This is a genomic window from Klebsiella sp. G-Nf4, assembly GCF_002810615.1.
In the GTDB taxonomy this organism is placed as follows: Bacteria; Pseudomonadota; Gammaproteobacteria; order Enterobacterales; family Enterobacteriaceae; genus Klebsiella; species Klebsiella variicola.
In genome coordinates, this window is record NZ_PION01000010.1 from 170,819 (window position 1) to 192,294 (window position 21,476).

The 21,476-nt window shown below is 62.9% G+C and carries 17 protein-coding genes; 12 read left to right on the top strand and 5 right to left on the bottom strand.

Annotated elements, in window-relative coordinates:
* Positions 1-56 precede the first annotated feature (56 nt).
* Positions 57-2,366 carry a molybdopterin-dependent oxidoreductase gene (locus tag CWM57_RS20320; RefSeq protein ID WP_100675920.1) on the bottom strand — a complete coding sequence of 770 codons (2,310 nt, stop codon included), beginning with the start codon at positions 2,364-2,366 and terminating at the stop codon, positions 57-59.
* Positions 2,367-2,777: 411 nt separating this feature from the next.
* Between CWM57_RS20320 and CWM57_RS20325 the strand changes: the two genes are divergently transcribed.
* The 5 genes from CWM57_RS20325 to CWM57_RS20345 are packed head-to-tail and all read left to right on the top strand — an operon-like array spanning position 2,778 to position 8,245.
* The gene (locus CWM57_RS20325) at positions 2,778-3,758 is read left to right on the top strand and encodes a sugar ABC transporter substrate-binding protein (protein ID WP_008805613.1); all 981 of its coding nucleotides are present in this window, start codon (positions 2,778-2,780) and stop codon (positions 3,756-3,758) included.
* A 44-nt stretch (positions 3,759-3,802) separates the two neighbouring features.
* Entirely contained in the window at positions 3,803-5,305 is a 1,503-nt protein-coding gene (locus CWM57_RS20330) for a sugar ABC transporter ATP-binding protein (RefSeq protein WP_165784234.1), read from the top strand.
* Entirely contained in the window at positions 5,302-6,291 is a 990-nt protein-coding gene (locus CWM57_RS20335; RefSeq protein WP_061155370.1) for an ABC transporter permease, read from the top strand. Before CWM57_RS20330 ends, CWM57_RS20335 begins: the two co-directional genes overlap by 4 nt.
* Entirely contained in the window at positions 6,288-7,292 is a 1,005-nt protein-coding gene (locus tag CWM57_RS20340; RefSeq protein WP_046622420.1) for an ABC transporter permease, read from the top strand. The genes CWM57_RS20335 and CWM57_RS20340 overlap by 4 nt, the downstream gene beginning before the upstream one ends.
* A gap of 11 nt (positions 7,293-7,303) precedes the next feature.
* On the top strand, positions 7,304-8,245 hold the full coding sequence (locus tag CWM57_RS20345) for a carbohydrate kinase family protein (protein WP_074386559.1): 942 nt from the start codon (positions 7,304-7,306) through the stop codon (positions 8,243-8,245).
* A gap of 35 nt (positions 8,246-8,280) precedes the next feature.
* Here CWM57_RS20345 and CWM57_RS20350 read toward each other — a convergent pair whose 3' ends face one another.
* The 3 genes from CWM57_RS20350 to CWM57_RS20360 are packed head-to-tail and all read right to left on the bottom strand — an operon-like array spanning position 8,281 to position 11,423.
* Positions 8,281-9,309, bottom strand: coding sequence for a 2-hydroxyacid dehydrogenase (locus CWM57_RS20350; protein WP_074386560.1), 1,029 nt, complete (start codon positions 9,307-9,309; stop codon positions 8,281-8,283).
* The gene (locus CWM57_RS20355; RefSeq protein WP_100675922.1) at positions 9,306-10,802 is read right to left on the bottom strand and encodes an FGGY-family carbohydrate kinase; all 1,497 of its coding nucleotides are present in this window, start codon (positions 10,800-10,802) and stop codon (positions 9,306-9,308) included. Before CWM57_RS20355 ends, CWM57_RS20350 begins: the two co-directional genes overlap by 4 nt.
* Before the next feature lie 12 nt (positions 10,803-10,814).
* On the bottom strand, positions 10,815-11,423 hold the full coding sequence (locus CWM57_RS20360) for a methylthioribulose 1-phosphate dehydratase (protein WP_008805607.1): 609 nt from the start codon (positions 11,421-11,423) through the stop codon (positions 10,815-10,817).
* A 451-nt stretch (positions 11,424-11,874) separates the two neighbouring features.
* On the opposite strand from CWM57_RS20360, the gene codB reads away from it, so the two are divergent.
* The 7 genes from codB (at position 11,875) to CWM57_RS20395 (ending at position 20,394) form a co-directional block, all read left to right on the top strand.
* Complete coding sequence (gene codB, locus CWM57_RS20365) at positions 11,875-13,137, top strand: cytosine permease (RefSeq protein WP_100675923.1); 1,263 nt, start codon at positions 11,875-11,877, stop codon at positions 13,135-13,137.
* Positions 13,134-14,369: a PucR family transcriptional regulator gene (locus CWM57_RS20370; protein WP_074386563.1), complete on the top strand. Its 1,236-nt coding sequence runs from the start codon at positions 13,134-13,136 to the stop codon at positions 14,367-14,369. The genes codB and CWM57_RS20370 overlap by 4 nt, the downstream gene beginning before the upstream one ends.
* Positions 14,366-15,604 (top strand): cytosine deaminase, encoded by a 1,239-nt coding sequence (gene codA / locus CWM57_RS20375; RefSeq protein ID WP_100675924.1) that lies wholly within the window; start codon positions 14,366-14,368, stop codon positions 15,602-15,604. The genes CWM57_RS20370 and codA overlap by 4 nt, the downstream gene beginning before the upstream one ends.
* A 145-nt stretch (positions 15,605-15,749) precedes the next feature.
* On the top strand, positions 15,750-16,700 hold the full coding sequence (locus tag CWM57_RS20380) for a LacI family DNA-binding transcriptional regulator (protein ID WP_165784235.1): 951 nt from the start codon (positions 15,750-15,752) through the stop codon (positions 16,698-16,700).
* Positions 16,701-16,821: 121 nt separating this feature from the next.
* Positions 16,822-17,631 carry an inositol monophosphatase family protein gene (locus CWM57_RS20385; protein ID WP_023287364.1) on the top strand — a complete coding sequence of 270 codons (810 nt, stop codon included), beginning with the start codon at positions 16,822-16,824 and terminating at the stop codon, positions 17,629-17,631.
* 110 nt (positions 17,632-17,741) lie between these two features.
* Positions 17,742-19,100, top strand: coding sequence for an MFS transporter (locus CWM57_RS20390; RefSeq protein WP_100631562.1), 1,359 nt, complete (start codon positions 17,742-17,744; stop codon positions 19,098-19,100).
* 25 nt (positions 19,101-19,125) lie between these two features.
* Positions 19,126-20,394 carry a histidine phosphatase family protein gene (locus CWM57_RS20395; protein ID WP_061155380.1) on the top strand — a complete coding sequence of 423 codons (1,269 nt, stop codon included), beginning with the start codon at positions 19,126-19,128 and terminating at the stop codon, positions 20,392-20,394.
* 49 nt (positions 20,395-20,443) lie between these two features.
* Here CWM57_RS20395 and mtnA read toward each other — a convergent pair whose 3' ends face one another.
* Positions 20,444-21,472 (bottom strand): S-methyl-5-thioribose-1-phosphate isomerase, encoded by a 1,029-nt coding sequence (gene mtnA, locus CWM57_RS20400; protein ID WP_100675925.1) that lies wholly within the window; start codon positions 21,470-21,472, stop codon positions 20,444-20,446.
* Between the last annotated feature and the right edge of the window lie 4 nt (positions 21,473-21,476).

Genomic DNA, 21,476 nt, shown 5'->3' on the forward strand with positions numbered 1-21,476 from the left:
GGCGCATACCGCGCCTCCTCCGGACTACCCGCCCCGCCGCTGGCGCTCCCCCACACCTAAACCTCAATAAACCTCGGCGGATCAAAGGCGGTGATCGGCGGCAGTTCCTCCCGCCACGGGGCGATCTCCACCCAACAGCTCTGGGCGCTACAGCCCTGCCCCAGGCGCGAACTGCCGCGATCCTCGGTTAACACGTTGGGATTACCGTGCTTATCGAGCGATCCTTTTTCATTCGGATCCAGAGGGTCATACCAGGCGCCGGTGGACATCTGTACCACGCCGGGCAAAATCTGCTCGCTCAGGTGCACGCCCGCCAGAATTGCCCCGCGGTCGTTATGGACCTTCACCACGCTGCCTTCGCGGATGTCTCTTGCCTGCGCATCGCTCGGATGCATCCACAGCGGCTCGCGTCCCTGAATTTTCGTCGCCCGGCTGACGCTGCCGTGGTCATACTGACTGTGCAGGCGGGCGCGCGGCTGACTGGAGAGCAGATGAAGCGGCCAGCGCGCCGCCTCCTGCCGCTGCCGGGCGGCCTCCTGTTCATCCCACCACGGATGGCCAGGGCATTCACGATAGCCAAACCCGGCGACGGTGGCGGAAAAGAGTTCAATCTTGCCGGAGGGCGTGGAGAGCGGATAGCGCTGCGGATCGGCGCGAAAATCGGCGAGAAAGATCTGCGGCCGCTCCGGCGCGCTGTACTCCAGTACCCCTTGCTGCCAGAAGTCCTCGAACGAGGGCAGCGCAATACCCTCCTCCTGCGCCCGCGGTCTTGACTCCTCATAGAGATGACGCAGCCACTGCCCGGCGTCCCGCCCCTCGCTGAACGGTTCTCCGAAGCCCAGCCGATCGGCCAGATCGTGGAAAATGGCGTAATCGTCACGCGCTTCGCCCACCGGCGGGATCTGCGCGCTCATGGCGATCATAAACCCGTCGTGACCGCCGCTGCCGATATCCTCTCGCTCCAGCGAGGTGGTGGCTGGCAGGACGATATCGGAGAATTTAGCCTGCGCGGTCCAGTACTGCTCATGCACCACCACCGTCTCCGGACGGCGCCAGGCCTCGCACAGTCGGTTGATGTCCTGATGATGATGAAACGCATTACCTCCCGCCCAGTAAACCAGACGGATGTCGGGATAGTGCAGCTGCTGACCGTCGAACTCATAGGCTTCTCCCGGATGCAGCAACATATCGGACAGCCGCGCCACCGGGATAACGCTGTCCACTGCATTCTCTCCGGCGGGTAAGCGTGGGCCGGAAAACGCTTTTCGCACCGCGCCCGCCAGGTTAGTGCAGGCGTAGCCAAACCCGAGGCCGCCGCCCGGTGTGCCGATCTGTCCCAGCAGCGCGGTCAGGGCCACCGTCGCCCAGTAGGCCTGCTCCCCCTGACGGGCGCGCTGGATAGACCAGGAGATATTCACCATCGTCCGGTGGCGGGCCATCTCCCGCGCCAGGTCGGCGATGCGCTGGGCGTCCAGGCCGGTAATCGTCGCCGCCCACGCCGGGGTTTTCGCTACGCCGTCGTGCTCGCCCAACAGATAAGCGCGGTAAGGGGCAAACCCGACGGTATGGCTGGCCACAAACGCCTGGTCGTAAAGGGACTCAGCGATCAGCACATAGCTCAGCGCCAGCAGCAGTGCGGTATCGGTGCCCGGCTGAATGGCCAGCCACTCGGCGTCGGGCACCGCGCTGAGGTCATTGCGCACCGGACTGATATTCATAAACCGGGTGCCGTTGGCCTGCATCTTATCCAGCCAGTACGGCAGCATATGGTCATTGGCGCCACCGCCGTTGACCTGGGCATTGCGCAGCGGCAGACCGCCAATCGCGACAAACAGCTGACACTCCCGCGCCAGCTCGGAAAAATGGGTATGCTGACGGTGCAGGGGGCTCAGCGGCCCGAGAATATGCGGCAGAATGCGCTCGCCCGCGGCGCTGCTATAGGTATTGGTGCTGGCGGTGTACCCGCCAAAGCCCTTAAGAAAACGGTGCAGCTGGCTCTGCGCATGGTGAAAGCGTCCAGCGCTGGCCCAGCCGTAAGAGCCGCCGTAGATCGCCTCATTGCCGCAGCGCGCCTTGACCGAGCGCAGCTCGCGAGCCAGCAGGTCCAGCGCCACCTCCCAGCTGACTTCGACAAAAGGCTCCTTACCTCGCCCTTCTCGTGACGCCGGCCCCTGCTGAAGATAGCCGGCGCGCACCGCCGGACGGCGAATGCGCGTTTGGCTGGTCACCGCGTCGGGGAGCGACTGACCAATGCGTGACGGATTTTTATCCCAGGGCACCGGATTAACCGCCACGATATCGCCCTCGCGGCTCTCCACCTGCCACGTTCCCCAGTGCATCACCGTATAATTATGCTGTTTCTTCATAGCACTCGCGTTCTTCTCAGCCAAAAAGCTCGTTAAAATAAATCGAGGAAATGACGGAAATATCCCCGCCCCAGCCAGACATTACTCTGCTAAAAAAACTATTAGCCCGCGCAATCATCTGCATTTCCCAGCAAGGGCCGTATTTCTCCACGCCATCACAATAAACAGGAAGCCGTCTTTATCCGTTAAATAAACACGGAATAAGCAAAAAATAAAACCACAAAATAAAAAGGTATATTTTGCATCATGAAATATTTTCAGGTTCCCGGTGGCAAAATAACCTTTTTCTCTGGCGTTTCTGCGATATAACATTCCCGACATAACTTAGACTTATTTTGTATTTGAGGTGGCGAGGTGCTTCTTGTCATGCTACCGGTCCGCAACCACCTTCATCACAGGATCATAATAACAATGTCGCAGAAGAGAAAATTATTGCCTGCTGCGCTGGGACTGCTTTCCCTTGCCTCGCTGAGCGTCACTGCCGCAGACGCCCTCTCCTTACAGGGAAAAACCATTGGCGTTGCCGTTGTTGGCACTCAGCATTTTTGGGATCGCGAGGCCTTTAAAGGTGCGACAGAGGAAGTGGAGAAACTGGGAGGCAAAGTCATTGGCGTCGATGGCGGCCGCGATAATCAGGTTCATGCCAATAATCACGATATTTTACTGTCACGCAAGGTGGACGCGGTAATTAGTATTCTTGGCGACAGCGCCGTCGAACCAAAATTTAAAGCATTGCGTGATGCTGGTATCCCGGTATTTACCGTGGATCATGTTTCTCAATATTCGGTCAACAATACCACCTCCGATAACTACACCTTAGGCTCGACCATCGGCCGCTACATGGCGGATGAATTAGGCGGCAAAGGCAACGTCGCCGTATTTAACGCGTTCTCCAGCGCGCTGCGTATTTGCGGAATTCGTTACGATCAGTGGAAATATGTCCTTAAGGATTATCCGGATATTCATATTATCCAGCCTGAGCTGGCGGAGCAGTTCGCCAACTCGCCAGAAGACGCGCGGAAGAAAACCCTCGAATTACTCAGCCAGTATCCGAAAGGCAAACTGGATGCGATCCATGTCGCCTGCTGGGATCAACCGGCCATCGGTATCGTCCAGGCACTGGAAGAGACCGGCCGTGATAAGGACGTGAAAGTGACGGCCATCGACGCCGGTCCTGAGACGCTGGAGATCATGGCAGAGCCCGGCAGTCCGTTTGTGGCTAACGTCGCGCAGCAGCCGCATCTGATTGGCCAGACCTCCGCCGACAACGTGGCCCGCTACTTTGCCGGTCAGAAACTGCCGGTGCAAACCTTTATCCCGGTGATACCGGTGAAAGGTCCGCAGGAGGCGAAAGCGGTGTATAAACAGTTGGGATACGGCGAACTGCAGTGATAAATCAACACCCTGGCGGGGAGCGCCCCGCCGCGGGTCTGGTCATGAACCAGATCGGCAAGCGTTTTGCCAGCGTTACGGCGCTTAATGCGGTTACCCTGCGCCTCAATCCGGGGGAAATTCATGGCCTGATTGGCGAGAACGGCGCCGGTAAATCGACGCTAATCAAGATCCTCGCCGGCGTCTATCAGGCCGACAGCGGCAGCGCGACCCTCGACGGTCACCCGCTGCCCCTCGGCAACCCGGCAGCCATTGAAGCCGCCGGCATCCGCGTTATCCACCAGGAGCTTAACCTGATCCCGCACTTTACCGTCGCGGAATCGGTGTTTCTCGGCCAGGAGTATCGCACCCGCTGGGGGGCGCTGGATCGCCGACGGATGAAGGCCGCCACGGCGCAATTTTTCCAGCAAAACTGGCAGCTGGCGATCGACCCCGAACGGCTGGTGCGCGACCTGAGCCTGGCCGAGCGCAAGCTGGTGCAGATTGCCCGCGCGCTGATCGACGGCGCGGCGCGGCTGGTGGTGTTCGACGAGCCCACCGCCCCCCTGGAGGCGCAGGAAGCCAGTCTGGTCTCCTCCGCCATCCTTCGCCTGCGCGACCAGGGCATTGCCATTCTGTATATTTCCCACTACCTCAATGAGATAGCCACCCTCTGCGACCGCGGCACCGTGCTGCGTAACGGGGAAGTGGTCGGTTACCCCGACCGCGACCTGTTGCAGAATACCGAGGCGCTGATCGCCATGATGGTCGGCCGGGAAATCGACCAGTTGTATACCCCGCGCCAGCACCCGGCGGCAGACACCGGGGCGGCCCCGCTGCTCTCGGTGCGCCAGCTGAGCGACGGGCGGCAGCTGCAGGATCTCTCTTTTGATATTCAGCCCGGCGAAATCGTCGGCGTCGCCGGCCTGCTGGGCGCCGGACGCGATGTGCTGGTCGACTTACTCTACGGCTTACGCCCGGCGGAACGCGGTACGATCCACCTCGACGGCCAGCCGCGGCGCATTCGAACGCCGAAGCAGGCGATCCGCGCCGGAATGGCGCTGGTGCCGCGCGACCGCCGCCATCAGGGGCTGATCCTGCCCTTCACCACCGCCGACAATATTAATCTCGCCTCACTGCCGGAGACCGCTACCTTTGGCTGGGAGCGGCGGGGTATCGCTGAGAAGAAAGCGCGCTACTGGATAGAACAGCTGGCGATCCGCCCGGGACGCCCGGCGCTGCCGGTACGCTACATGAGCGGCGGCAACCAGCAAAAAGCGATCCTCGCCCGCTGGCTCGGCACCGATGCCCGGCTGTTTATTCTCGATGAACCCACCCTTGGGGTCGATATCGGTGCCCGTCGCGATATTTATCAACGTACGCGCCAGCTGGCCGATAAAGGACGGGCGGTGCTGGTCTCCTCCAGCGATGCCCCCGAACTGCTCGGACTATGCGACCGGATCCTGGTCCTCTGGCGCGGCGCGCTGGCGGCCAATCTGCCCACCCGCGGGCTAACGCTGGACGCCCTGCTGGTGGCGATCAACGGCGGACAGGAGCCTTCACCATGAGTACCGCTATCCCGCGTCGCGGCCGTCCGGGCCTGGCGACGCTGATTGAAAAATTTCCCCTGATCCTGTTTCTGGCGCTGCTGGTATGGCTGAGCGTACAGTCTCCCTTCTTCCTCAGCTGGCAAAATATCAGCCTGATGCTGGTCCAGAGCGTTCCGCTGGCGATCCTCTGTTTCGGTCTGGTCTGCGTCATCGCCGTTGGCGGGGATGACGTGGTCTCCGGCGGCATCGACCTCTCCCTGCCGGCGACGGCGGTGCTCGGCGTCGCGTTGCTCAGTCTTGGGCTGGCCGAATGGCACACGCCGTATCTCCTGCTGCTAGCCCTGCTGGTGGCGGTTTGCCTGCTCTGCGGGGCGATCAACGGCTTCCTGGTGCTGGCGGCCGGCCTGCCGCCGCTGCTGGCCACCCTCTCGACCTCCGTGGCGTTTACCGGCCTGACAGATCTGTTGACCGGCCAGCGACGCATCGCGGTCAGCGATCCGCTGATGGTCGCCTTTCGCGATAACAGCGTGCTGGGCCTGCCCTGGCCGCTGATTTACTTGCTGGGGGTGTTTATCCTGTTCCAGTTCCTGCTCCACCACTCCCGCTTCGGCCAGCATGTGCAGGCGGTGGGCGGCAACCGCGATATGGCGCAGATGAGCGGCCTGAACGTGCGCCGCTTGACCCTGCGGGTCTGGCTGTTAGCGGGCATAGCCGCCGGGCTGGCTATTCTGCCGCTGCTCAGCCAGGGCTCCGGCAGTTCCAGCGGGACGGCCACGCCGCTGCTGCTGGAAACCGTGCTGGCGACCTTTATCGGCGCTGCCTTCTCGCGCCGTCGAGTGGTCACCATCTGGGGAGCGCTGCTGGGGGCAATTCTGGTCAACGCCCTCTCTAACGGGCTCGGCCTGCTGGGGGTCAATATCTTCTGGATGGGCGCCATTAAAGGCGGACTGATTCTGGTGGTGCTGGCGGCATCGGCGGTCAGACACAAAGGAGGCGAGGCATGAGCCAAATTACCCTGAAAACGCCGGCACCGGCGGAACAGACGGCCAGCAGCCCGCTGGCCTGGCTGTCGCGGGCCGGATTTGGCGTCATCACCCTGCTGGCCATCGCCCTGTTTGGCTGGGCGAATCCGGTATTTTTAACCGTGGATAACTGGGCCAACCTGCTGCAGGGCAGCGCGATCCTGCTGATTGTGGCGATGGCGATGACCCTGATCGTCAGCGCCGGGGCGATTGATCTGTCAGTGGGCGTCGCACTCGATTTCGGCGCCGCCTTCGCCCTCGTCGCGCTGAAAACCTGGCATCTGCCGTGGCAGGCCGCGGTAGGCTGCGCCCTGCTCGGCGGCGTGCTGATTGGCCTGCTCAATGCCTTTCTGATCCTCATCTGCCGGATCCGCCCCTTCCTCGCCACGCTCGGCACCTGGTTTATCGCCAGCAGCGCCGAGCGCATCTATACCGACGGCGGCGGCGCGATAGCTTATCGGCGGATGGCCCCGGAATATCACGATCTGGCAGTGGGCAACCTTGGTGGGATCCCCACGCCGGTGGTGATTGTGCTGGCGCTGTGGCTGGTGGCATGGTTGGTCACCGAGCGCACGCTGTGGGGCAAATATGTCCGCGCCATCGGCCAGAACAGCGAAGCGGCGCGTATCGCCGGGATCCGCGATCGCCTGACCATGCTCGGCGTGCTGGTGGCCGCTTCGGCGCTCTGCGCCATCGGCGGAGTGATCCTCTCCGCCAACCTGCGGCAGTTTACTCCCCTGGCCGGGCAGTCTTACCTGATGGACGCCATTGCGGCGGTATTTATCGGCACCGCCTTTAACCGTCTGGGCCGGGTCAGCATCCTCGGCACCCTCGGGGGCGTGCTGTTCCTTGCCATTATTGATAATGGCCTGAACCTGATGGGGCTCAATTATCTGGTGAAGGACGCGCTGGTCGGCGTGATTCTGGTGGTGGCCCTCGCCCTTTCCTTCTGGCAGGCGCGCCTGCGCCAAACGCATCGCTAAACGGGAGAACGATGGCAACCTTTGACGCCGTGTTTGTCGGCCTGACTATTCTGGATATCGCCGGGCGCCCGGTGGTGGCGATCCCACCGCGCGGCGGCGTCGCGTTTATTGAGCAAATTCGCCTCAACCCCGCCGGCACCGCCGCAGGGGCCAATATCAACGCCGCGAAGCTGGGGATCCGCACCGCAGCGGTGGCCTGCCTGGGCGAAGATGAAAAGGCCGACTTTATCCTCGCCAGCTATGCCCGGCTGGGCATCGACTGCTCGCTTATCCAGCGCACCGCGCTGAAAGAGACCTCGGCGACGATCCTGCCGATTCGCCCCAACGGCGAGCGTCCGGCCCTGCACTGCCGGGGCGCATCCGACGCCCTGTTCGTCAGTGAAGCGGAATTTGACGCCGTCCTCGACTGTCGCTTCCTGCATCACGGCGGGACCGGACTGCTGGCGGCAATGGACCAGGGACAGAGCGCGCGGCTGTTGCAGGCGGCCAAAGCGCGCGGGGTCACCACCAGCTTTGACCTTATCGCCCCGAATGAAGACACCCTGGAACTGCTGCGGCCCCTGCTGCCGTCGGTGGATTATTTCATGCCTTCACTGGAGGAAGCCGCCTTTCTCTCCGGCGAGACGCAGCCGGAGGCCATCGGCCGCTTCTTCCTGGCGCTCGGCGTGGGCACATGCATTCTGAAAGACGGCGAGAACGGCTCCTGGCTTATCCGTCGCGATGGCGCGCTGGAGCATATTGCGCCGTGGCCGGTCGAGGCGGTGGATACCACCGGCTGCGGCGACAGCTACTGCGGCGGGTTTATTGCCGCGCTGGCGCGCGGACTCAGCGTGAAAGCAGCGTGTGACGTCGCCTCGGCGGTGGCCGCGCTGGTGGCGACCGGGATGGGATCGGATGCCGGGGTAGTGGACTGGGAACAGACCCAGGCTTTTATGGCGGCTCATCGCCCCTGACGCCGGGCCCGCGCCGCCGCAGCGGCGCAAGCGGCTTAACGCCACTGGTACAGCAGCGGCTCCCCGGCGACATAGCGCTGAAGATCGGCGGCAATCATCGCCGTGTGTTTGGCGATACTCTCCCGGGTGGCTCCGGCGATATGCGGCGTGATAATCACGTTATCGAACTCGGTGACAAAAGGATGATCGCGCCACAGCGGTTCGCGGTGATAGACATCCAGCGCCGCGCCGCCCAGCGGGCCGTGACGCAGGGCATCAATCAGCGCTGCTTCGTCGACCACCGCCGCGCGAGAGGTATTGATCAGCAGCGCGCCGGGCTTCATGCTGTTTAACAGCGCCGCATTCACCAGCCCGTCACTGTGCGGCCCGCTGCTCAGATGCAGGCTGACGATATCCGCGTCGCGGAACAGCGCCTCCAGGGTCGTTTTCTGTAACCCTGGCTCATTGATATCCTCTGCGGCGACGAACGGATCCACCACCAACACCGCCATGCCGAACGCCCGGGCGATACGCGCCACCCGGCGGCCAATGTTGCCATAGCCCACCAGCCCCAGCGTTTTATTACGCAGTTCACTGCCTTTAAACACTTCATAGGGGCTTTCCGGGCTCACGTCCCAGACCACATCCCGCCGCAGGCCATACTGGGTGGCGGCGGCGGCATTATCAGCCTGAGTGAATTCCCCCCGCTTCAGCGCCGCATGGGATTGCGGAATATGGCGCGCCAGGCTGAGCATCAGGCCAAGCGTCAGCTCCGCGGCGGCATCGGCATTGCGCCCCGGGGTGTAGAGCACCCGGATGCCACGCGCCTGCGCAGCCTGGGTATCAATATTCACCGGATTCGCGCGAGTACAGGCGATCACCTGCAGGCGCGGACAGGCGGCCATTACCGCGTCCGTCACCTCATCATAGCTGGTCACCAGCACCTCGGCGTCGTGGGCGAGCTCGATCAGCTGACCGGCGCTGAGTTTCGGTTTCCCCAGCGCCCATCCCTCCACCAGCAGCTCGCCCAGCGGGTGGAAGGCGCTAAGGTCGCCAGCATGCTCGGCGGTAAAAACGATTTTCATGGTTGTACGTCCTGAGAAAGAGGTTGAAGGGCGGCCTGTCTGGCCTGCCATACCGGCAGCATCTGCTCACGCAGCAGGCGGTAAACGGGATACAGCGCCGTGTAGCGGGCATGCGCCTGAGGGCGCGGCTGATAGCGGGTCTGCGCCAGCGGAGGCGTCCCGGCCAGCGCTGCGACGCTGCGGGCCGCCAGAATCGCCGCGCCGCGCGCGCTCAGTTCGTTAAAGGCGCTGGAGACCACCGTCCGCCCGGTACAGTCGGCGATAATCTGCAGCCAGGTCGCCGAGGCTGCGCCGCCGCCGGTCAGATACAGCTCGCCGCCCTGCGGATAACCCTGTAGCGCATCGACAATGGCGAAGGCCAGGCCTTCAAACACCGCGCGTTGCAGTTCGGCGCGGGTGGTGTGCGGGCTAATGCCGAAAAAGCCGGCCCGCGCGTCCGGGCTGTAAAACGGCGCGCGTTCGCCATTGAGGTACGGCTGCCAGAAGACGCCGCCGCTGCCTGGCTCCACCTCCGCGATCGCCTGCTCCAGCCGATCCAGATCGGCGTCCAGCGAAATATGCTGCTGCAGCCAGTCAATGTTTGGCGTACCGGCCTGCATCGGAAACAGCGAGATCACCTGCCCGGCTTCGGTATGGGTGACAAAGCGCGTCGCCTCGTTCACCGTCTGCGGGCCGCGGCAGACGATCCCGGTGCAGCAGGTAGTGCCGAGGATCGTGTAGATATCCCCTTCGTTGACCGCGCCGCAGCCCAGCGCGGCGCTACAGACATCCAGCGCCCCGGCGGCCACCGGCGTCGCGGCGGGCAGCCCGGTCAGCGCCGCCACCGCATCGCTCAGCGTGCCGGCCGGGGCATCCGGGGCCAGCAGCGGGGGAAACAGCGGCAGCAGTTCGTCCAGCCCCATCTCGTTCATCACCACCGAGGACCAGCCGCCAGTCTGCTGGTTAAGTAACGAGCTGCTGGCGTCCGTCAGCTCCAGCGCCGCCACGCCGGTCAGGCGAAAGCGGATCCAGTCCTTGGCGAAAAACAGATAGCGCGCGGCCGCCAGCCGCGCCGGCTGATACTGTTTCAGCCAGTACAGCTGCAGGCTGGTATTGCAGGGCTGCAGGTGGGTGCCGGTATCGGCGAAATAGCGGCGGTCGAAGCCGGGTCGGCGCAGCAGGTCGCTCATCAGCTCGTGGCTGCGGGTATCGCTCCACAGGATCCCCGGGCCCACCGGTTCGCCCTGCTCATCGCTGAGCCAGACCCCCTCCCCTTGCCCGGCGAGGCCGATGGCCCGCAGCCGCCCCGCCTGTAGCGCCGGGTGGCAGGCAATCTGGCGCAGAATAGCCAGCACCGAATGCCACAGCTGGGTCATATCCTGTTCCGCGTAGCCATTGGCCGACAGGCGGGGTGAGGTGTTTTCCGCGGCGCTGGCGCAGGCGGTGAAATGCTGATCAAACAGCACCGCTTTCACCCGCGAGGTGCCGATATCGATCCCAAGATAAAAATCCATACCTGCTCCGGCTCAGGGCTCGTAGCGGCGGCGCATCAGCTCGCACTCGAACAGGAACTCCAGCCCCTCCAGTTGACGGCGGGCCTCCTGAATATCTTTCCCCCAGCAGGTCAGGCCGTGGCCGCGCAGCAGAAAGCCGTAGCGCAGCGGGCGCGTTTGCGCATAATCGGCAATCCGCGCCGCCAGGGCGTCAATATCCTGGTCATTATCAAAGATGGCGACCGGAACGGTATCGAGATGGCTGTGCTGCCCGCTAAGGGTTTTCTGCATTTCATACCCCTGCAGCGCCAGCGTGTCGCTTTTTTCGATGCGCGACAGCACGGTGGCGTTGACGGTATGCACATGCAGCACCACGTTGGCTTCCGGGAACAGGCGATACACCAGGGTGTGCAGGCCGGTCTCGGCCGACGGCTTCCGTCCGGAAGGCGCCTGGTTGGTGGCGATCTCAACCTGCAGAAAATCCTCGGTCGTCAGGCTGCCTTTGTCGCGGCCCGACTCGCTTAGCCAGCACCAGGTGTCATCCTGACGCACCGACATATTGCCGCCGGTCGCCGGCGCCCAGCCTTTCGCCCCGATCCAATGACAGGTGGTGACCAGTTGCGCGAGTCTTTCTTGCCACATAGCAGTTCCTTAGGTTAGCGATGATTTATTTAGCCGTCTAAATGGCTATTTACTCGATACTAACACCGCTAACCGGAGGGGACAATATTTCAGGAAACACACACAAGACAAATGGTTATATCATAAATGCATATTAAATAACCCTTATTCACAGTGATTTAACCAACCGTTTTCAGTACACCGCTATTCTCCACTACTCTCTGGCCAAAAACTGGCGGATCGCCCTGGCTGAAATTCTCCTCCTGCGCCAGGGATGCGCTCACCGCCCTCCTCTGCCCTGGACTGGTGCAAAACATGGCAGGATGCCCACTAAAATGGCATCTCCTCCTCTTTACCTCCTCATTACTGTGCACTGTGCACATCCTGTGATATTCCCCGTGCCCGGTTTTTCCTGGCACATCTCTTGCTACTTCCGGCTATCACCGCCCATCTACCAGCCAGAGGTTCCAGGATGTCAAACAGCAATGATTTTCCCCTCGTCGAAGCGCCCGCCGCCGGACGCAAAGGCGTATTTTCCATCGCCATGGTGTTGTTCAGCTTTACCTTTTTCACCGGCACGATGTTTGCCGGCGGCAAACTCGGCGTCTCCTTTTCCATCGTCAATCTGCTGTGGATAGCCGTCATCGGCAACGCCTTGCTGGCCCTCTATGCCGCGTCGCTGGGCTGGATCGCCGCGCGCAGCGGCCTGAATACGGTGCTGATGGGCCGCTTCTGCTTCGGGGAGATCGGCAGCAAGCTGGCCGACTTTATTCTTGGCTTTGCCGAGCTGGGCTGGTACGCCTGGGGCACCGCCACGGTCGCTATCTCGCTGGTGAAGATCCTCGCCCTGCCCGAGGCGCTGACCCAGCCGTTGATGGTGCTGTTTGGTATTTTGTTCTGCGTCACCGCGCTGGTGGGCTACAAGGGACTGGACGCGCTGTCGCGCCTGTCGGTGCCATTGATGTTTGTGCTGCTGATGGTCTCCATGTATCTGGCGCTGCACCACGCCGGTGGCTGGCAGGCAATGACCCGCATTGCGCCGAGCGACACCATGACCTGGTCGGCGGCCATCACCATGGTCTTCGGGACTTTCGCCAGCGGTGCCACCCAGGCGACAAACTGGACCCGGTTGGCTAACTCCAGCCGGACCGCCATTCTCGCCAGCATGGGCAGCTTCCTCATCGGTAACGGGCTGATGATCGTCGCCGGCGCCTGGTGCGCCATCGTTTATCAACAGGCCGATATTGTGGAAGTCCTGATCCTGCAGGGGCTGTCGGTCGCCGCGGTGATCATGCTGTGTCTCAACCTGCTGACCATTCAGGGACCCACCATCTATAACGTCTCTGCCGCCGCCTGCCATCTGCTGCGCAGCGAACGTCGCCGGACGCTGACCATCGCCGCCGCCGGGGTGGGCATTGTGCTGGCTATTGGCGGTATGTATGAAATGCTGATCCCCTTCCTTGTGCTGCTGGGCAGTATTATTCCGCCCATTGGCGGGGTGATCCTCGCCGACTACTGGTTCGCCCGCGGCGGGCGCTATCCCCTGCTGCAGAACGCCCGCCTGCCGCGTTTTAACTGGCTGGGACTCGGCGCCTACGCCGCCGGCGCGGTGGTGGCCTATCTGTCACCGTGGATCGCGCCGCTGGTGGGGATCACCGTCTCCGCGCTGGTCTATATCGTCCTGACCCTGCTAAGCAAACGCCAGCCTGCCGCCGTCGCGGAGCAGGAGTCATGAGCCTGACGGTCAGCGAACTGCTGGCCCTTGAGGGACTCTCCGCCCTGCGTCTGCGGGCGGGAAAGCAAGGGCTGCAGCGGGCCGTACGCTGGTACTACGTGGCGGAAAATGAACATATCGCCGAGTGGATCATGGGCGGCGAGCTGGTCTTTATCACCGGCATCAACCATCCCCGTGATGAAGCCAACCTGATCCAGTTGCTGATGGAGGGCAAACAGCGCGGCATCGCCGGGATGGTGATCCTCACCGGCGAGGCCTATATCCACGCCATTCCCGCCACGCTGATCGCCCTTGCCGACGAGCTGGGCATTCCGCTGATTGAGCAGCCCTACCTGCTGAAGATGGTGATTGTCACCGAGCGCATCGGCACCGCGCTGGTCCGCAGCGAAAACGCCCTGCAGTCACAGCGCGACATTCTGATGCAGCTGGTCACCGGCGACTATCCGGATCTGCAGATGCTCCATCAGCGCGCCCTCCACCAGCAGCTCGATTTTACCCGTCCGCTGCGGCTGGCGGCGCTGCGTCTGGAGGGGCTGTCCCGCCTGTTTCGCCAGTTCCCGCCCGAACAGGCCGAAGCCTGGCTGCTGCAGGCCCACCGCAGCGTGCGTCAGCAGCTGCAACAGCAGCTCAACCAGCAGGGCAACCCCTTCCCGCTGCTGGAGCGCAGCAACATGTTCCTTTTCCTGCTGCCGGATGAGGAGGGGGAAGGCTTTCAGCAGAAAAAATGGCTGCAGCAGTGGCTGCAGGCGCTGGCGGACGGAGAGGAGAGTTTGTCGCTGCTCTGCGGCCTCTCCGCGCCGGTCAGGCAGCTGCAGGGTTACCCGCGGGCGCTGTCGCAGGCGCGCCAGGCGCTGGATCTGTGCGATACCCTGCGGCCGACCCAGCGCATCAGCGACTATCAGCAGCTGGGGTTTATCAAACTGTTGTCCGCGGTCAGCGACCCGGCGCTGCTCAACGATTTTATGCACGACACTCTGGGCTGCCTGATCGAGCCGGGCCGCAAAGCGCCATGGCTACTACTGGAGACCCTCGAGACGCTGCTGCAGGAGAACGGCAATGTGGTGCGGGCCGCCGACCGGCTGGGCCTGCATCGCAACACATTGCATCAGCGCATCCAGCGTATTGAAAAACTGACCGGCTACCCGGTCAGCCACCCTCAGTTTCATCTCAACGCCTCGGTCGCGCTGGTGATCTGGCGTTTATCGCAAAACCATTTACAGGACCCACCATGAAAATTATTAACGCTCGCCTGCGCCGCCAGGAGGCGCTGTTTACTCTTGACCTGCAGGACGGGATGATTCACCGCATCACCGCCCAGGCCGCGATGCAGACTGCCGACGCCGGGGATATCGACGCCCAGGGCCGGCTGGCGATCCCGCCCTTCGTCGAGCCGCATATTCATCTTGATGCCACCCTCACCGCGGGCGAGCCGGAGTGGAACCGCAGCGGCACCCTGTTTGAAGGCATCACCCGCTGGAGCCAGCGCAAAGCGAGTATTACCCCGGAGGACACCCGCCAGCGGGCGCTGAAAACCATCGGCATGCTGCGCGACTTCGGCGTCCAGCACGTCCGTACCCATGTGGATGTCACCGATCCGTCGCTGTCGGCCCTGAAGGCGCTGCTGGCGGTGAAACAAGAGGCCGCCGATCTTATCGATCTGCAGATTGTCGCCTTCCCGCAGGAGGGGATCGAATCTTACCCCGACGGCCGCGGACTCATGACCCGCGCCATCGAGATGGGCGCCGACGTGGTGGGCGGCATTCCGCACTATGAGAACACCCGCGACAAAGGGGTCAGCTCGGTGATGTTTTTGATGGACCTCGCCCAGCGCTACGGCCGCCTGGTGGATGTCCACTGCGATGAAATCGACGATCCGCAATCACGTTTCCTCGAAGTGCTGGCGGAAGAGGCGCGGGTGCGCGGCATGGGGGCCCAGGTCACCGCCAGCCACACCTGCGCGATGGGCTCTTATGATAACGCCTACTGCTCGAAGCTGTTTCGCCTGCTGAAAGCCTCGGGCATCAACTTCATCTCCTGCCCGACCGAAAGCATTCATCTGCAGGGCCGATTTGATAGCTGGCCGAAACGGCGCGGCGTCACCCGGGTGGCGGAGCTGGATCGCGCAGGCATCAACGTCTGCTTTGCCCAGGACTCGATTCAGGATCCGTGGTACCCGCTGGGGAACGGCAATATCCTGCGTATTCTGGATGCCGGGCTGCACATCTGCCATATGCTCGGCTATGACGATCTGCAGCGCTGTCTCGACTTTGTCACCGATAACAGCGCCCGGGCGCTGTGTCTGGGCGATAACTACGGCCTCGCCGAAGGCCGCCCGGCGAATCTGCTGATCCTCGATGCGGAAAACGACTACGAGGCCGTTCGGCGCCAGGCACGGGTGCTGACCTCCATTCGCCACGGCAAGGTGATTTTGCAGCGTGAGGTGGAGCACATCCGCTACCCGGCATAGGGCGCAAGGCGCTGCGCGACGACGCCTTTCTGTGATACCTTTTCAGGCAGTGTGCGTGACCGACGCCCGCCCGGGCGTCGGCTTCCTGGATAACAGACGGCGCGAAACGACGATGAGCGATAAAAAATGGATTAAGGCCGAGGACGTGGCCAGACTGGCCGGCGTCTCGCGCTCGGCGGTCTCCCGCACCTTCACCCCCGGCGCCTCGGTGTCGGATAAGACCCGGCAGAAGGTGCTGAGCGCCGCGGAAGCCCTGGGCTATCAGGTGAATATCATCGCCCGGACGATGATCACTGGCAGCAGTAATTTTATCGGCATCGTCACCGCCGGTTTCGACAACCCGTTTCGCAGCAAACTGCTGGCGCCGCTGGTCCATCAGCTGGCGCTCAATGGCTTTATGCCGCTGCTGATGAACGCTGACGATCCGCAGCAGCTCGCCCCCTCGCTTAAACAACTGCTGAGCTATCACGTCGCCGGGGTGATCATCACCTCCGGCGCGCCGCCGCTGTCGCTGGCGGAAGAGTATCTGGCGCGCAAGATCCCCGTCACTCTGATCAACCGTCATGCGGACCTCGCCGGCTGCGATCGGGTGTGCAGCGATAACGCCCAGGGAGCGAAGCTGGTAGCGGGCTTGTTCAGTCGTCGAGGCTGGCAGCAGGTTGGCTTTATTGGCGAAAATCGCGAGAACTTCAGCACCCGCGAGCGCTATGAGGCTTTTATCGCCCGGACGTCGGGTATGACGGTGAGCAGCCGCTTCTGCGACGGCGGCGGCTATCAGGCCGGCTACCAGGCCGCCAGAGAATTGGTTGCTGAAAACCCCGGGGTGCAGGCGCTGTTCTGCGCCACCGATATGCTGGCGCTGGGCGCCCTGGATGGCCTGCGGGACGCCCCCGCCCCGCTGCCGGCCATCGTCGGTTTTGACGATATCCCGCAGGCGGACTGGCAGCCCTATCAGCTCACCACCGTCCAGCAGAATACCGCCCTGCTGGCGCACCACGCGGTGGATCTGTTGATGACGCGGATCGCCCGCTTCAGCCTGCCCTCACGCCATCGCGAAGTGCCAGTGAAACTAATTATTCGTCATAGCGCTAAATGAAAAAATCATTTTATGCTGGAGCGATCACAGAATCTTCTGCGAAACCCGGCCACACTCATTCGGCCCTTCGGGGCTGTTTTTTTTACGCAAAATGCACACGTGTGCAAAATAGGGAGTCACTATGCAATCTCAGGAATCAGAAGCGCTACAGGCCCGCTACCGTCTGGCCTGCGAGCTGGCGAAGGCGGGGGCTGAGCTGGCGTTTGAATACTATCAACAGCGCGAGGCGCTGACCGTCGACCATAAAGGCGATGACCTGCAGGATGTGGTCAGCGTGGCCGACAAACGGGTGGAGGCCTTTGTCAAACAGCGCATTCAGAGCGCGTTTCCGCAAGATGGCTTTCTCGGCGAAGAGAGCGGCACCCGCCTGCCCGACGCCCGGATCCTGTGGGTGGTCGACCCCATCGATGGCACCAGCTGTTTCCTCAACGGCCTGCACACCTGGTGCCTGTCGCTGGCGATCGTCGCCGACGGCGAACCGGTCATCGGCGTGGTCTACGACCCCAACCATCGCGAGCTGTTTCACGCCCTGCGGGGCCATGGCGCCTGGCTCAACGACGCCCCGATCCGTCCACACCCCGCGACGACGGTCAAAGAGGGCGTGATGGGCGTCGGCACCTCGCATCGCGTCACCCCGGCGGACTTTCTGCCGTTTCTGCAGGCGCTGCTCAGCGACGGCGGCATGTTTATCCGCAACGGTTCCGGGGCGTTGATGAGCGCCTGGGCGGCGGCTGGCCGGTTGATTGGCTACTACGAGCCGCACATGAACCCGTGGGACGCCCTGCCGGGGCTGGTGCTGATGCGCGAAGCGGGCGGCGCCAGCAACGATTTTCTGGCTCAGGAGGGGATCCAGCGCGGCAATCCGCTGCTGCTGGCCAGCCAGACGCTGTACCCGCAGCTGAAAAAGATGATCCCCCAACCCTTACATTAACCCTTACGGGTCAGGCTATCTCTGATTATGTACTCTACACAGTAACGATAACTTCACTCACGGACGAACCACATCAATCAGTCACGCCTCCGACCTGCGGAGAACCACTTATGTCTGGAATTATCGCTTTTTTCCGGGCGTCGCCGCCGAAAGCGGGCGCCGCGTTTGATGAACACCGTTTTCGCCGGGTGCGCTGGCAAACCTTTATCGCCATGACCCTGGCCTACGTGACCTTTTACGTCTGCCGTTTATCATTCACCGTCGCCAAAAGCGCGCTGGTGGAGCTGGGGATCACCCCGACGGAGCTGGGCATGATCGGCTCTACCCTGTTCTTCAGCTACGCCATCGGCAAACTGGTCAACGGCTTTATCGCCGATCACGCCAACGTGGTGCGCTATATGAGCCTCGGTTTATTGCTCAGCGCCGGGATGAACCTGATGATGGGGATGACCACTAACGCCCTGCTGCTGGCCATCTTCTGGGGGATCAACGGCTGGGCCCAGTCGATGGGCGTCGGCCCCTGCGCGGTCTCGCTGGCGCGCTGGTACGGCGTTAAGGAGCGCGGCACCTTCTATGGCATCTGGTCGACGGCGCATAATATCGGCGAGGCGGTGACCTATATGGTGATCGCCGCGGTGATCGCCGGATTTGGCTGGCAGATGGGCTACCTGTCCACCGCCGCGCTCGGCGCCGCCGGGGTGGTGCTGCTGGTGCTGTTCATGCACGATTCGCCGCAGAGCAGCGGCTTCCCGTCCATCAACGTCATCCGCGATGAACCGCAGGAGGAGGCCGAAGCGCGCGGCTCGGTGTTTAAAAACCAGCTGCTGGCGCTGCGCAACCCGGCGCTGTGGACCCTCGCCCTCGCCTCCGCCTTTATGTACATCGACCGCTACGCCGTCAACTCGTGGGGGATCTTCTTTCTCGAGCAGGATAAAGCCTATTCCACGCTGGAGGCGTCCGGGATTATCGGCGTCAACGCCATCGCCGGGATCGCCGGGACCATCATCGCCGGCATGCTCTCCGACCGCTTTTTCCCGCGCAACCGCAGCGTGATGGCCGGGTTTATCAGCCTGCTGAACACCGCCGGCTTCGCCCTGATGCTCTGGTCGCCGCACAATTATTACACTGACATTCTGGCGATGGTTATCTTCGGGGCCACCATTGGCGCCCTGACCTGCTTCCTCGGCGGGCTGATTGCCGTCGATATCTCCTCGCGCAAAGCCGCCGGGGCCGCGCTCGGCACCATCGGCATCGCCAGCTACGCCGGGGCCGGCCTGGGCGAGTTTCTCACCGGGATCATTATTGATAAAACGGCGATCCTCGAGAACGGCAAAACGCTGTATGATTTCAGCACGCTGGCGCTGTTCTGGGTGGGTACCGGTCTGGGTTCCGCGCTACTCTGTTTTACCACTGCCGCCATCGTCGCCCGGCGCCATGCCGTCGAACGGCAGACCTCGTTCTCCTCATAACCGATTAACGAATAAGGAAGAAGATATGATGCCTGCAAGACATCAGGGGCTGTTACGCCTGTTTATCGCCTGCGCGCTGCCGCTGCTGGCGCTGCAATCTGCCGCCGCCGCGGACTGGCAACTGGAGAAAGTGGTCGAGCTCAGCCGCCACGGTATCCGCCCGCCGACGGCCGGTAACCGGGAAGCCATCGAGGCCGCCACCGGACGACCGTGGACCGAGTGGACCACCCATGACGGCGAGCTCACCGGTCATGGCTATGCCGCCGTGGTCAACAAAGGGCGTGAGGAAGGCCAGCACTATCGCCAGCTCGGCCTGCTGCAGGCGGGATGCCCGACGGCGGAGTCGATTTACGTGCGCGCCAGCCCGCTGCAGCGGACGCGGGCGACCGCCCAGGCGCTGGTGGATGGCGCCTTCCCCGGCTGCGGCGTCGCTATCCATTACGTCAGCGGGGACGCCGATCCCCTGTTTCAGACCGACAAGTTCGCCGCCACGCAAACGGACCCCGCCCGTCAGCTGGCAGCGGTGAAAGAGAAAGCCGGGGATCTGGCGCAGCGCAGGCAGGCGCTGGCGCCAGCCATCCAGCTATTGAAACAGGCGGTTTGTCAGGCCGATAAACCCTGCCCGATCTTCGACACCCCCTGGCAGGTCGAGCAGAGCAAAAGCGGGAAAACCACCATTAGCGGACTGAGCGTGATGGCCAACATGGTGGAAACGCTGCGCCTCGGCTGGAGTGAAAACCTGCCTCTCAGCCAGCTGGCGTGGGGCAAGATCACCCAGGCCAGTCAGATCACTGCCCTGCTGCCGCTGTTAACGGAAAACTACGATCTGAGTAACGATGTGTTGTATACCGCGCAAAAACGCGGGTCGGTGCTGCTCAACGCCATGCTCGACGGCGTCAAACCGGAGGCGACCCCGAACGTACGCTGGCTGCTGCTGGTGGCGCATGACACCAATATCGCCATGGTGCGTACGCTGATGAACTTTAGCTGGCAGCTGCCGGGCTACAGCCGGGGAAATATCCCGCCGGGCAGTAGCCTGGTGCTGGAGCGCTGGCGCAACGCGAAGAGCGGGGAACGCTATCTGCGGGTCTATTTCCAGGCGCAAGGCCTCGACGACCTGCGTCGTCTGCAGACGCCGGACGCGCAGCACCCGATGCTGCGTCAGGAGTGGCGTCAGCCGGGCTGCCGTCAGACCGACGTCGGTACGCTGTGTCCCTTCCAGGCAGCTATTACCGCCCTCGGTCAGCGTATCGACCGGCCGTCCGCCCCCACGATAACGATGGTTCTGCCGTAGCGGCGCGGGCCCGGGAAAGCTGTTTTTTCCAGGCCCGGCACGGTGTCTGCTATCCGTTGTCCGGCGCAAACGCCCCGGCGGCGACCTGCGCCGGGGTGACCACCCCGCTGTCCAGCACCCAGCCGCTTATCAGCCCAGCAGGCGTGACGTCGAACGCCGGATTGTAAACGGCAGCCCCCGTCGGCGCCCACTGTACCGCGCCGAAGCTGCCCGCCACCCCGGTCACTTCCGCCGCGGCGCGCTGCTCAATGGGGATCGCCGCGCCGTTCGGGCAATAGCGGTCGAGGGTGGTCTGCGGGGCAGCGACGTAAAACGGGATCTGGTGATAATGGGCCAAAACCGCCAGAGAGTAGGTGCCGATTTTATTCGCCACGTCGCCGTTGGCAGCGATACGGTCGGCGCCGACCCACACTGCGTCCACCTGCCCCTGCGCCATCAGGCTGGCGGCCATTGAATCGGTGATCAGCTGATACGGCACGCCCAGTTCGCCCAGCTCCCAGGCGGTTAAACGTCCGCCCTGCAGCAACGGCCGGGTTTCATCGACCCACACGTTGGCCACCTTTCCCTGCCGGTGCGCCAGCGCGATAACCCCCAGGGCGGTCCCCACCCCGGCGGTCGCCAGGCCGCCGGTGTTGCAGTGGGTCAGCAGTCGACTGCCGGGCTTCACCAGTGCACTGCCTGCCTCAGCGATGCGGTCGCACAGCTGTTCATCTTCTTCGACCAGACGCAGGGCTTCCGCTTCCAGCGCCTGCGGGTAATCTTCCCGGGCCAGCGCCTGCTTCATGCGATCCAGATTATTCATCAGGTTGACCGCCGTCGGCCGCGCCGCGCGCAGCGTCTCCAGCGCCTGCTGGAGTTCATCCCGGTTCAGTCCGCGCTGGGCCAGCAGAGCCAGCAGCAGGCTGGCGGACAGGCCAATCAACGGCGCGCCGCGCACCCGCAGGGCGTGAATATGGTCCACCAGCAGCGCAACGTTATCCGCCGCCAGCCAGCGTTTTTCCTGCGGCAAGGCCTGCTGGTCGAGAATAAAAAGCTGATTTTCACTCACCCGCAGGCTGGTGGTCTGTAATGTCTGCATGTCG